This window comes from Stieleria mannarensis (assembly GCF_014154935.1).
Lineage (GTDB): Bacteria > Planctomycetota > Planctomycetia > Pirellulales > Pirellulaceae > Stieleria > Stieleria mannarensis.
The window spans coordinates 1-12374 of sequence record NZ_JACEHH010000067.1 but is presented as its reverse complement, the minus strand read 5'-3'; the positions used below and the strand labels follow the sequence as shown (position 1 = coordinate 12374).

At 58.6% G+C, this 12374-nt stretch carries 9 protein-coding genes and 1 pseudogene; 7 read left to right on the top strand and 3 right to left on the bottom strand.

What is annotated here, in order from left to right; all coding sequences use genetic code 11:
- Position 1 precedes the first annotated feature (1 nt).
- The 3 genes from H1B37_RS29380 (at position 2) to H1B37_RS29370 (ending at position 5245) form a co-directional block, all read left to right on the top strand.
- Complete coding sequence (locus H1B37_RS29380) at positions 2–2224, top strand: site-2 protease family protein (protein ID WP_182870858.1); 2223 nt, start codon at positions 2–4, stop codon at positions 2222–2224.
- 487 nt (positions 2225–2711) lie between these two features.
- Positions 2712–3707, top strand: a complete 996-nt coding sequence (locus H1B37_RS29375; protein WP_182870857.1) for an endonuclease/exonuclease/phosphatase family protein — start codon at positions 2712–2714, stop codon at positions 3705–3707.
- Between the two features lie 410 nt (positions 3708–4117).
- Positions 4118–5245, top strand: coding sequence for a TlpA disulfide reductase family protein (locus tag H1B37_RS29370; protein WP_182870856.1), 1128 nt, complete (start codon positions 4118–4120; stop codon positions 5243–5245).
- 204 nt (positions 5246–5449) lie between these two features.
- Here the strand turns inward: H1B37_RS29370 and H1B37_RS29365 are convergent, their stop codons facing one another.
- Together H1B37_RS29365 and H1B37_RS29360 are read right to left on the bottom strand one after the other, a co-directional pair.
- Positions 5450–6574, bottom strand: coding sequence for a glycosyltransferase family 4 protein (locus H1B37_RS29365; RefSeq protein WP_182870855.1), 1125 nt, complete (start codon positions 6572–6574; stop codon positions 5450–5452).
- 2 nt (positions 6575–6576) lie between these two features.
- Positions 6577–7533: a hypothetical protein gene (locus tag H1B37_RS29360; RefSeq protein ID WP_182870854.1), complete on the bottom strand. Its 957-nt coding sequence runs from the start codon at positions 7531–7533 to the stop codon at positions 6577–6579.
- A gap of 233 nt (positions 7534–7766) precedes the next feature.
- Between H1B37_RS29360 and H1B37_RS29355 the strand changes: the two genes are divergently transcribed.
- Positions 7767–9269, top strand: a complete 1503-nt coding sequence (locus tag H1B37_RS29355; RefSeq protein ID WP_182870853.1) for a Gfo/Idh/MocA family protein — start codon at positions 7767–7769, stop codon at positions 9267–9269.
- Positions 9270–9389: 120 nt separating this feature from the next.
- Here the strand turns inward: H1B37_RS29355 and H1B37_RS29350 are convergent, their stop codons facing one another.
- A complete protein-coding gene (locus H1B37_RS29350) occupies positions 9390–10139 on the bottom strand; it encodes a 7-carboxy-7-deazaguanine synthase QueE (protein ID WP_286178342.1) in 750 nt (249 codons plus the stop codon).
- Positions 10140–10153: 14 nt separating this feature from the next.
- Between H1B37_RS29350 and queF the strand changes: the two genes are divergently transcribed.
- From queF to H1B37_RS29335, 3 genes and pseudogenes are all read left to right on the top strand, one after another.
- Positions 10154–10522, top strand: coding sequence for a preQ(1) synthase (queF, locus tag H1B37_RS29345; RefSeq protein WP_182870852.1), 369 nt, complete (start codon positions 10154–10156; stop codon positions 10520–10522).
- Between the two features lie 255 nt (positions 10523–10777).
- Positions 10778–11779: a sugar phosphate isomerase/epimerase family protein gene (locus H1B37_RS29340; protein WP_182870851.1), complete on the top strand. Its 1002-nt coding sequence runs from the start codon at positions 10778–10780 to the stop codon at positions 11777–11779.
- Between the two features lie 204 nt (positions 11780–11983).
- Positions 11984–12374 (top strand): annotated as a pseudogene (locus H1B37_RS29335) (IS4 family transposase); the annotation flags it as partial.

The window sequence follows — 12374 nt, the reverse complement described above, 5'->3', positions numbered from 1 at the left end:
CATGGATGATCAAACCAACCATTCCAGTTCAGGCGAAACCGCGGCCGACCCGTTGACCGTGATCGTCCAGATCGATCCGGCGGTGGAATTCTCAGCGCGCGGGGATCAATCCCAGACGGTTTACGTCGGGAACGATCATCGCACCGGAAAATACTATCGGTTTGGCGCCCGCGAGTATCACGCGGTGAGCTTGATGGACGGTCGACGATCGTTGGGCGAGATCCACCGCCAGCTGCAACGCGATGGGTTGTTGTGGACGGAAGTCGACGTGATCGCCTTCGCCAAAGAGTTGGTCCAGCACCGATTGGCCGTCATTGTACCAACCGAAAACGAGGTTTCGCGCGCGGCTGAGGCGGCAGGACAAGACGCAGTGGGTGTGCCCACGAGCCCCGCGTCCGGTGCCAACGCGCCGCATCCGCCAACGAGTGGCCGGAAACGGTGGGCCGCAGTGACGCTGCGCGCGCTGGGGGGATTGCTGACACAGCGATTTCCGCTGGCCAACGGCGACCGCGTGGCTGCCAGGCTATTGCCGACGTTCGGATTCCTATTCGGCGGTCCGGCGATGGCCGCTTGGTCGGTGTTGGCGGTGGCCGGAATCGGTGTGGTTTGGTCCAACGCCGACGCGTTTTCCACCGAGGTGCGACGGGTGTTTGATCAACAACTGTGGTTGATCCTGGCCCTCTTGTGGTGCGTGTTGAAGGTCGTCCACGAATGTGGCCACGCGGTGTGCGCCAAACGGCATGGGGTCCGCGTCGGCCCAATGGGAATCATGTTCTTCCTGTTCGCCCCGCTGGCCTATGTCGATGTGACCGATGCCTGGAAACTGGTGCGTCGGCGAGATCGCGTTCAAATCGCGCTTGCCGGGGTGTACGTGGAATTGGCAATCGGAGCGGTCGCCGCGCTGATTTGGTGGATCAGTCCCGTCGGATTTGCCAAGCACCTGGCGGCACAAGTCTTTCTGGTCGCCGGCCCGGCAACGCTGTTGGTCAATGCGAACCCGTTGTTGCGGTTGGACGGCTACTATGTGTTGAGCGATCTGCTGGAGATCCCAAATTTGCGCGCCCACGGACGCAAACGGTTGGGTGCGATGATCGAAGCGTTGTTGTTTCGCATCCGGATGCCGGAGAGTCCTCTGGTCGGTTGGCGTCGAGACTTTGCGGCGTTCCATGCACTCTGTTCTGTCATTTTTCAAATCGTGTGGATGTCGGGATTGGTGTTCGCGGTATCAACGTGGGCCAAGGGGTTGGGGATTCTGATCGCGATCGTCGCCGCGATGATGTGGGGCGTGTTGCCGCTGTTGCGATGGATGGTCAAGATTTGGACGCTCGGGCCGCGCGAGGGATGGACATTGAACTTTTACCAGCGGCGATTGATCGGGATCGGCACGTTGGTCGCGTTGGGGATTCAATTTGCCACCGTGCACAGTTCCCCGCTCGCCCGCCGCGTGCCGGTGGTGGTTCAGTTCCAGCACGAACAGATCGCACGGGCACCGGTCGACGCCTTCGTCGCATCGGTATTTGTCCAATGTGGTGATCGCGTCCAGCGCGGGACGTTGTTGATGGAATTGGAGCAACCGGAACTGGTTCTGAGCCGCGACCAGTTGATCGATCAGCGGGACGTCGAATCGGCCAAGGTGGTGCAACACCGTCAGCGAGGGGAGTTGGCGCTTTCCAAGGTGGCACAGCAGAACGCGGAAAGTTTGAATCGTCGATTGGCCGAGATCGACGAACAAATTGACACGATGCGAATCGTGGCGACGCGCGACGGCAAAATCACCACACCGGCGACCGATTACCTGTTGGGACGCTTCGTCAAACAAGGCGAAGAGTTGTTGCGGGTCTCCGATCCACAGGAAAAGGAGATCATGGCGATCGTTGCCGAAGACAACTTGGAGGCCTACAAGAAGGCCGCCGCGGATCGACAAATCGCTTCGGTGCGGTTGCGAGGCGGTGTGACCATCGACGCCCCGCTGCGGGATCTGCAGCCATCAGCGAGCCGCAGTTTGCCGCACCCCGCGCTGGCGGCGTCGGTCGGAGGCCCGTTGGCCGTCCAGATGTTGCAGCAATCAGAAGACTACGAATTGGTGCACCCGCAATTGCGGTCTGTTCTGCCGCTGAACCCGTTGACCAGTTTGTCCGTTCAGGCCGGCCAGATCGGACGCTTGACCATCCCGGATGACCGCAGCCTGGTGTCGCGAATCTGGGATCACCTGCAGTCTCGCTAGAACGGCGGATGAACGTAGCTACCTTCGCCAGAAGGTGGGGCCGGACATTCGCCGTCCTCTCGGGACGTCGATAGAGTTGCTGCATGATTTGGCAACCGATTGAGATTCTCGCCCTCTGGGAGAGACGGCGTTTGCGCAGCAAGCAAACGCCAGAGAGGGCCGGCGGCTTGCGAAAGCCTTGGCGACGTCGGCTACGATCAAATCCGTCACTTAAACAATCGACATCCCCCGAGGTCCGACCGGGGCAATGCTCTGCTTCCTGGACGCCGAGTTCGGAGAACACGGCGACTCTCCGAACGCAGCGGCTACCCAAATCATTGTCTGCGGCGGGGGAAACCTCTTCGAGAAGCGGATCGAACAAAGGACCGGAAACCGAAAGATGCAAAACACCGCTCGGACAATCTTCTATTTTTTTCTGGAACCCGGATCTGCAGACAGCCAAGACGTCAATCCGCCGCCTCGTACTGCTCCAGGCACTGATGGCCGCATGAAAGCGTCGCCCCCTGGGATGCCAGGTCTTTCCGATTGGTTAACGAATCTGTCGCAATTCCTCGCACGACTGGGGGTCATTGCCGTGGTGCTCGGCACACTGGCGACGCTGCCCGCTCGCTGGTATTGGTTTTCGGACCTGTTGGCCAATTTGCGGATTCAGCAACTGATCGCCGGCGCAATCGTGGTGTTGTTCTGTCTGTTCATCAAACAATTCCGATTGGCGTTGATCGGAGCGCTCTGTTTTTCGGTGCACTTGGTGCCCATGATGCCCGAACTGGTTCCGACGTCGGCATCTGGGGCAACCGCAGACGCACCGCTCCGGTTGATGACGATCAACGTGTTGACTCGCAACCACGCCTACCAGCGAGTGGCCGATGAAATCCGCCAAGTCGATCCAGATCTGGTCGCGATTCTGGAGTTGAGCAGTGGATTGAATGCCTACCTTTCTCGCGAATTGGCAGACGCATATCCGCATCGACTTTCGAGCCCCGAGGACTCGGGGAATTTCGGAATCGGAGTGTTCAGCAAGCTCGCGTTCGACGAAGCCCGGATGTTTCAGTTGAATGAAAACATCACGTCGATCGAAGTGGTCTGTGGTGGGAATCAGGTTGTTGCGACACATCCCTTGCCGCCGATGGGCAGCGACGGGTTTCAATCCCGCAATCAACACCTGTCGTTGCTCGCCGCGCGGATTAGCCAACAGCGGCACGAATTTCCAGAGCGACCAATTGTGGTTTTGGGGGATTTCAACGTGACCCCTTGGTCGCCGCATTTCCGACGGTTTCAACGCGCATCGGGGTTGCATCGTGCCAAGCTCGGTATCGCGGTGACGCCGACCTGGTACGCACGCGGATCCGATTTCCCGTTCGGGCTGGTCTTGGACCACATCTTCATCAACGATTCGCTTCGCTGTGTCGAATACAGAGTCGGGGACGATATCGGATCAGACCACCGCAGTGTCAGCGTCGCGTTGAGGCGGACGAGGTTTTGACCTTTGTAGACGTCAACGCTCTCAGGCCCTTTCAGCGCCCTGGAACGTTGTTGTGCACCGTTTTGCGGGGAGATCCAAAACAGGCCCACCCACCAACCAGATGGCAAGGCGGTAGCCGCGACCGCTTATGAATTGTCAATGATCGTCGATGGCCGGCTGAAATAGGGCAAAGAAGACGTCGATGTTGGAAAGGGCGACGACGAGCAGCAGGATGTCGAAAGCACGCAATGGAACCCGGGAATGCGAGCTGCCGCACTCACTTTGCGTTTCGTTGCATCAGAGGATACGGGCTAATGATTCCTTAAGGACGGCGAAAAGCCTCCACGGTCCGGTGTCTTGTTTGACACGCCCGGGGGACGGGTGTACCATGACAGGGGTACGCCCGGTTGTTCTTCAGAAAGGGGATCGTCATGCGGTTTTTTGTTGTTTGGGTTCAACTATTCGCCTCGCTCGCGATACTTTCGGCAGAACAGCCGCAGACGTTGACCGTTGGTGACAGGGCACCTGCGTTAGAGATTGAACAATGGATTCATTCAAATGATGAAGAGTTGCAACCTGTCAGAGAGTTTGAGAACGGCAAAGTTTACATCATTGAATTCTGGGGAACTTGGTGCCCTCCTTGTATCGCGATGATGCCACATCTTGCGGACACTCAATTGCATTACGGATACGACAAGCTGCGCCTCGTGAGTATCAGCACTGAGACGCGTAAAGAAATCGAGGCGTTCTTGGAGCGTACGGTTCCCGGCAGTGACAAGACGTACGGACAACTCACGAGCGTGTACTCGATAGCAACCGATCCGGATCAACGCGTTTATCGGAACTACATGGAGGCGTCGAGCAGCGTTGGCGTGCCGATGGCGTTCTTGGTTGGAAAGACAGGATTGATCGAATGGTCGGGAAATCCACAAGCGATGGACCAACCTCTCAAGCAGGTGATTGATGGAACGTGGAACCGCGAAGAATTCATGCGTTCCTTCCGTCGTAACCAACAATTGATGGCCGAGGTTCGTCGATTGTCCATGTTGCGACAAAAGCATGGAACGGAACCTCAGTTGGTGTTGAACGAGATCGAGAAGGCGATCGAACGTTTTGCCAGCGACGACAAGGACATGACTCAGATTTTAGGCACACTGCGAATTCGAGCTTTGATGGAATCAGGTCGCAATGCAGATGCCGAGTCGGAAATCCGTAAATTGCTCAGTGCCAATGAATTTCATCGCATCTCTTCCGCCGCGTCGATACTTGTTCAGATGGCGCCGAACAAGAACATTGATGTCCAGTCACTTGCGGGTCTGGCGGCAAGGCGGCTTGAGACAGCGCCTTATCCAGAGTCTCTTCGAGGGATGCCGGCATTGATGACGCAGATGGCGCAAGCACAGAAGCGAGCGATGCTGGTTCGACTACTCGTGTTGGCCGGTGATGACCGTAAAGCAATCGCGGTCGCCACAGCGGCGGTGAAAGAAGCACCCAACGCACAGGCGAAGCAGATGGCTGAAGCGATGTTACAGCAACTTCACTCCAAACCGGCAGGTTAGCCGCAAGAGATGCCTTTTTGCGTGATTGAGAGGAGTCTTGCTGACCTGATCAGGGAGCAACGGAGCGAAGAGGACGTACCATGCGTTGGGTCCGCGACGCCGAACAATGGTGACGCAAGTAAAGGATTTCGTATCGATGTCCCGGTCGACGCCAACGTGATTTGTGCTGAGGATACAGGTCCAGCCGATGTGCTCTGCGGGTCGTCAAGTTGGGCGTTGTACCACGTCACGTAGCGTTTGCTCGTATTGATCGACCATCCTCTGCCAGCTGAAACGATCCACGATGTCAATGCCTGCCTTACCCAGGGATTCGCGTCGGGCGGCGTCATCAATCATCAGCGAGATTCCGTCGCGGAGTCCTTCGACGGACGATTCGACCAGCCATCCGTTGCGACCATGGTCGATGATCGCGCGTGGACCGCTTTCACAATCGACGCTCAACGAAGGCACGCCCAGTGACATCGCTTCCAACAGCGCCGACGGAAACCCTTCGTATCGACTGGGCAAGCAAAACAGAGTCGCATTCGACAGCGGTTCGGTCAGCGGACGCGTCCAGCCGGGTAGTTCAAAGCGATCGGCGATTCCCAGCGCGTTGGCTTGGGCGGTCAATGCGTCACGCATCGTCCCTTCGCCATAGATCACCAACCGCCACTGTGAATCCGCGCGAGTCGCCGTTGCAAACGCCTGCAACAGTCGGTCGAAACCTTTTTCAGGTTCCAACCGGCCGACGCCGGCGATCCGCATGGCGGCGCACGCTTGTTCGCGCTCGGACGTCTGCTGTGGCCGGTCGACCGCGGACGGGATCACCACGACGGATTTCGCATACGGCCGCAGATAGTCGGCGGAGGTTTGGGTCAAGGCGACGACCGTTGCGGCCCGCCGGTAGACCTGTTTGCGAACGGTGTTCCACAGCGGTCCTAGTGATTGTCGCGCCGGATCGCTGCGTTCGCAGACCACCACCGGACGACTCGATCGGCCGGTCGCCAACAAGACATCGATGTTATTGCGATCACAAAACGACAAGATCACATCAGGCGAGATCTGATCCGCGGCGTCGCGTATCGCTCGCAGACGCCAGCGAACTTGACGCGACTTGGCACACCAGCCTTGGGCATCAGACGACAGACCCAGCGGAATGCGGACGACATCCGGATCGACGGTGTGCCGATCCGATTTCGCATCGTCCAGCGTGACCAATGTGACAGCGTGCCCACGGCGGGTCAGACGCGAGACCAAACCGGCCATCACTCGTTCGGCGCCTCCGCCGTTCAACGAATGGATGAAACAGGCGATGGATAGACGCGATCGTTCCCCGTCATCACGCGACATGCCTAAAGGTCTTCGATCTGTCCACTGGGGGCGGGCAAGACTTCTTGTGGGATCGGCGGGGGCGTCGGCAACATTGGCTCGGTGCCCGGCGTCGTGCTTGGGGACTCAGCAGTCGGCGCTGTTGCGGCCGGCGCAGTCTGGTCAGGCTGGGATGGTGCGGTCTCGGGCGATTCTTTGGCGTCTTCGATCCAGGCGCCGAGCAATTGGAACGTTTGTCGAAACCCATCGATCTGCGTGATCACCATCAGGTCGGGGTTCATCGTCACGCCTTGAAACCGCGTGTAAAGCTCTTGGATCGAAGGCGACAACTGTCCCGAATCAGCGGCGGCCACGATGCGATCGGGTTGCAGGTATTCCAGCCACACCTCGCCGTCGTCCGGTCGTCGGGCCAGGGTTTGGTAGAGTCGCCGGGCAGCGTTGCGAAGCGCCGGAAGCGAAAAATCGACCGGTGGTGTCAGGTCCGGGATCCCGCCTCCGCTTCCGGATCGATACAGACCTTCGGATCGGTAACTTTCGTAACGGCCCGTCGTGTCATCGGCGGGAGTCATGCCGCGATAGGGCGGCACACTGGACAGCGGCGCCGAATAACCGAACTCGTACGAAGGACCGTAGCCGTAACGTGGTCGATACGCTTCATAGCGGTAGTGGTAATCCAAGTAAGGCGACGCAACGACCGGGCCGGCGCCCAGATTTAGCGAGAAAAACGGAGTCTGCACGCGCACGCTGCTCGGTGGCCCGACGATGACCGGTGGGACCGACCATGCACCGCGATAGTACGGCCCGACAAATGGGGGCGCGACGACGACGGGGCCGCGAAAGCCGCGATAGCCTCGGAAATACTGCGCATCGGCGTGTTCCCCGGGCAACAAAACGGACAGCAAGGCCGCGACCGCCAGCACCAACGGTCGCAGAGAAAACGGCGGGACGGCAGTCGGAGTTCTATGGGCCAGGTCAATCATCTCGGGAGATCCCAGTCGAGAAAGGGTTCACCGCGATATCGGCTGACGGCATCGCGGAAATTTCGGCTGCACTCCAAGCGTGACGTCGCCGATCTAACCAGTCTACCTCCGAATTTGTGCCTCAAAACCCACATAAGCACCCTCGGAAGCTGTTAATATGGCGTCGGGCCGCATAAGCGTCCGTGCTCCCCCCCCGCAACCACCCCACCTGAGAACGAGAAGGCAAGATTGTCATGACCGATTCGATTCCCAACGAAAGTTCCCGCCGCAGCTTTCTCAAAAAGGCGGGTTCGGCCGCAGCCGGAGGCAGTTTTTTAGCTGGCAGCAGTTTTCTGATTACCGGAACCAAAGCGAGCGGGGCGATTGACGGCGCCAACGACCGCGTCCGCATCGCCGTCGCAGGACTGAACGGCCGCGGACAAGCCCACATCGCCGGTTGGGCCAAAGCCCCCAACGTCGAACTGGCCTACGTCGCCGATCCGGCGGGCAAGGTGCTTGCCAAACGGATGGACAGTTTGGCCAAGCGGGCCGAGGGGAAACTGACCACACGCGGTGTCGGCGATATTCGCCGGGCGCTGGATGATCCGACCGTCGACGCGATTTCAATCGCGACGCCCAACCACTGGCATTCGTTGATGACGATCTGGGGCGCCCAGGCCGGAAAACACGTTTACGTGGAAAAACCGATGAGTCACGACATCGCCGAAGGACGCATCGTCGTCGAGGCCCAGAAAAAGTACGGCGTCGTGATCCAACACGGCACCCAACGACGCAGCAACGCCGGCGTCGCGGGACTGCACGAAGCGTTGAAATCCGGCAAGCTGCCCCGATTGAAAATCGCCTACGGTTACTGCTGCAAACCACGCAACGGAATCGGTCACGAACCGATCAGCGATCCGCCGGCCGACCTGAACTGGGAACACTGGAAAGGCCCCGCGGTGATCGACCACTACCACGCCAACTACGTGCCCTACGATTGGCACTGGTTCTGGGAAACCGGTAACGGAGACCTGAATAACCAAGGGACACACCAGTTGGACGTCGCGCGTTGGGCCATCGACGACGACCAGACCCATCCCACGCGGACGATGGCCATCGGCAGCCGGTTCCAATGGGACGACCAGGGGGTTACGCCCAACACGATGTTCGCGATGGCCGAATACCCCAATGGCCAAATGGTTTTCTTTAACGTTCGAAACGTCAATTACGAAGGTTACGAGCGTCAGGTCTACAACGAATACTACCTGGAAGACGGAAGCGTTATCACCGGCGAAGGCAATTACAAGATTCTGCGACCGGGGGCGTCAAAGGCCGAGCCGTTGAAGTTGGACCAGGGTCACGTCACACCGGGCGGAAACTGGAACGCGTTCATCGCCGCGGTGCGTGCCGGGGATCCGTCGATGGCCAACGGCAATGTGATGGACGCCCATTACGGTTGCGTCCTCGGCCACATCATGAACAACTCCTACCGTTTGGGAACGGAGGTTCCGTTCAGCGAAACGGCCAGCGATTTCGGAGGCAATGAAGATGCGATCGAGCACTTCGGACGATTGCACAAGGTGATGTCCGAGGGCGTCGGGATTTCCGGTAGCGACGCGAAGTACCAACTCGGCCCGATGTTGACCTTCAACGCCGACACGGAACGATTCGAAGGCGAGCGCGCCGACGAAGCCAACGTGTTGGTCAAAGACGCCAACAACCCGGGTTACGAAGTGCCCTCGGCCGACGCGGTTTAAGGCAATCGCCGCAGGCGTTTGAGATCTACCTTGATGTAGCGACGCTCGCCAGAGCGTGGCGCAGCTGTGTGGACCACCTTCTGGCGAAGGGAGCTACGCTTGGACGACGAGCGACCCGTCTCACGTCCCGCGGCGATTTCCGAACCAGCGGATTTGCATGCGGTCGCAATACTGATAGCCGGCTGCCTCGGCCAGCGGACGCAGCCACTCGATCGCCGCGTCCATCGCCGCGGTGGTCACGCCTTGCGGCATGATGTAGACGTCCTCGTTGGCGACGCCCAGTGAGTCGACGACTTGCCGGATTTCCCCAAATTGTGATCGATCGCCGACGACAAATTTGACCTGATAGGCGAGTGCGGCATCGATCAGGTTGCGCATCGTCGCAATCGGCATCCGTCGCTGCTCGTGAAGCCGACTCCAGCGCGGATGCTGCTCCGGATCCGGCGTGCTGTCGGCCAGTTTGGGGCTCAGCGAAAGCAGGTCGCAGGGGATCGGTTTGTCGATCGTCCCGGCGGTTTCGATCGTCAAATGAAACCCGGCGTCCATCAGCGATCGAGAAAGTTCGCTGACCGCCGGTGACAGCAGCGGTTCGCCGCCGGTCAGCACGACGTGGCCCGCACCGCTGTGCCGAGCCGCGTCGACCAGCGATTCGACGCTCTGGCGGTCTCCCGACGGATTCCAAGACGCATAGGGGGTGTCGCAGAACCAGCAACGCAGGTTGCAGCCGCTGGTGCGAATGAAAAAACTGTCCGTCCCCGTCAACCGGCCCTCGCCCTGACGGCTGGTAAAGGTTTCACTGACCAGCAGTGGGGCGTGATCCGGTCCCCTGGTGGATTCGGCCGTTGCGTGCGAAAATTGTGGTTTACCCAAGGGAGAAATTTGCGTTGAGTGAATCAGAGAAATTTAGCGACATCTTGGAAGTGTTCGACAACCCCAACACGTCGCGAGACTTTAAGATCGTGCACCATTGCCCGGAATTCACGTCGGTGTGTCCCAAGACCGGTCAGCCGGATTACGGGAAAATCATTTTCACCTACGTTCCGGACAAATTGTGCGTGGAACTGAAGAGTTTGAAAATGTACCTGCAGCGATTTCGCAACGAAGGCATGTTCTACGAAGCGGTGACGAACCGCATCATGGATGACTTTTTGGCCGTTGTACAGCCAAAAAGTGCGACCGTGGAGAGCCAGTGGACGCCCCGAGGGGGCCTACACAGCAATATCATTGTCGAGTATCCATCGCCCCAGACGTAGCCGGGTCAATGGCCTATTGATTCAATCAGCCCGCTGGCGCGAGCCCAATACCCCCTGCTTTCGATCACAAACTGAGCCGTCGGCGCTAGCCTCGGGCCTTACAAGTCTCGAAGGGCAATCCAAGGCACGCGGCTAGCGCCGTCGGTTCATAAAGTTGGTGCCCCGTAGGCTCGCGCCAGACGCCTGATCCCATCTGCACTCCGATGAAATCAAGCGACCACCACAACATTCCCCCAACCCCAGGTTTTTGATTTGATGTCTGATTCCATCCCCGTCCTTTTGAGTGGCTTTGCCGACGAAGCCGCCAACGAAAAACTCGCGGTCCAACAATACTCCGCGTTTGCCGCCCTGGGGTTGCGCTACTATTCGATCCGTTTTGTCGACGCCGGCGAGGGCATCAAAAACGTGATGGCACTGAGCGATGCGGAGATCAACCATCTGGTGAAAATGCAATCCGATTACGGGTTGAAGGTCAGCAGCATCGGATCGCCGATCGGCAAAGTGAAACTGTTGGATGTCGACGACGGCACCGCAAACAAATTCATCCCGTTCGACAAGTACTTGGCCGAAGACGTCCAAATTGCCTGCGACCGCGCCGAAGCCTTCGGTGCAAAACTGATTCGCGGCTTCGCGTTCTATCATCCCAAAGGCACCGCGCCGGAGGACCATGTCGATCAGGTTGCCGACCAGCTGGGACAAATCGCCGAAGCGTGCGACAAACGCGGTCTGACGTTCGGTTTGGAAGTCGAGGCCAATTTGGTCGGACAGACGGGGACGCTGTTGCAAACCATCGCCGCCAAAGTCAATCATCCGGCGATGCTGACGATTTTTGACGCCGCCAATATCGTCACCCAAGGTTTTTCCGCCGATGAGACCTATGCCCAGTACCTGGCGATGAAGGACAGCATGGGCTGGATGCACGTCAAGGATTACCACGATCCGTCGCCCTCGGGCCGCATCGAACACGTCGACGAAGCCAGTTTGGACAATTTCGTTCCGGCCGATCGCGGGGACAGCGGCCACGAAGCGATCTTCCGCGATTTGAAAGACTTTTTGCCCGAGCTGCATCAGCGGGCGGTCAAACGCGGCGCCGACGGCGTCTTCTTGGATCTGGAACCGCACGTCAAAGGCGGCGGCCAATTCGGTGGGTTCAGCGGTCCCGACGGATTCGGCGTCGCCTTGCGGGGACTTTGCCGCGTGCTCGATTACGTCGATATCCCCTACGATCTGCGCGGCTTTGCCGACATCAAGGGGTAACGGGCTGTCGATTGAGTGAGCCGACGGCGCTAGCCGCGGCCCTAGCGGTGCCAGCGTCACCCTTCGAGGCCCGTGGCTGGCGCTTAATGCCACCTACTTTCAATCCCAAACTGAGCCGTAGCCGATAGCCCAATGACACCGATTTTGGACTCTATCGGGTGGCGCGTAAGCTTACACTTACTGCCTTCCTGACAGAGAATCGCGATGGTCGACCCGGCGACACTTGGTGCCAATGAAGAGACTCGTTTCAGCAGAGCCAAAGCGTTGCTGGCTGAGCTTCTCGAATTACCCAAACTGCAACGGGTCTTTGAGGACCACGATTGTGCCAACGCACGGATGGTCTATACGCAGGCCCTGACCCTCTGGCTACTCATTTTACAACGGCTCGAAGGAGGCATCTCACTAAGCGACGCCGTCGCAGATTTGCTCAAAAATCATACGGATACCTTACCCGACAATCGGAGGGTTCAAGAAAAACGCCTTTCCGAAAACAACTCGGCCTACAACGTCGCCAGAAAACGGATTCCTCTCGCTGTGGTGGAAAACTTTTCCCAGCGAATCTGCGGGTTCTTCCAGGAATTTAGTGGCATCCATT

Bases quoted from the DNA above. Each gene is read 5' to 3' on its own strand.
- H1B37_RS29380 (WP_182870858.1), top strand. From the start codon at position 2: ATGGATGATCAAACCAACCATTCCAGTTCAGGCGAAACCGCGGCCGAC.
- H1B37_RS29375 (WP_182870857.1), top strand. From the start codon at position 2,712: ATGAAAGCGTCGCCCCCTGGGATGCCAGGTCTTTCCGATTGGTTAACG.
- H1B37_RS29370 (WP_182870856.1), top strand. From the start codon at position 4,118: ATGCGGTTTTTTGTTGTTTGGGTTCAACTATTCGCCTCGCTCGCGATA.
- H1B37_RS29365 (WP_182870855.1), bottom strand. From the start codon at position 6,574: ATGTCGCGTGATGACGGGGAACGATCGCGTCTATCCATCGCCTGTTTC.
- H1B37_RS29360 (WP_182870854.1), bottom strand. From the start codon at position 7,533: ATGATTGACCTGGCCCATAGAACTCCGACTGCCGTCCCGCCGTTTTCT.
- H1B37_RS29355 (WP_182870853.1), top strand. From the start codon at position 7,767: ATGACCGATTCGATTCCCAACGAAAGTTCCCGCCGCAGCTTTCTCAAA.
- H1B37_RS29340 (WP_182870851.1), top strand. From the start codon at position 10,778: ATGTCTGATTCCATCCCCGTCCTTTTGAGTGGCTTTGCCGACGAAGCC.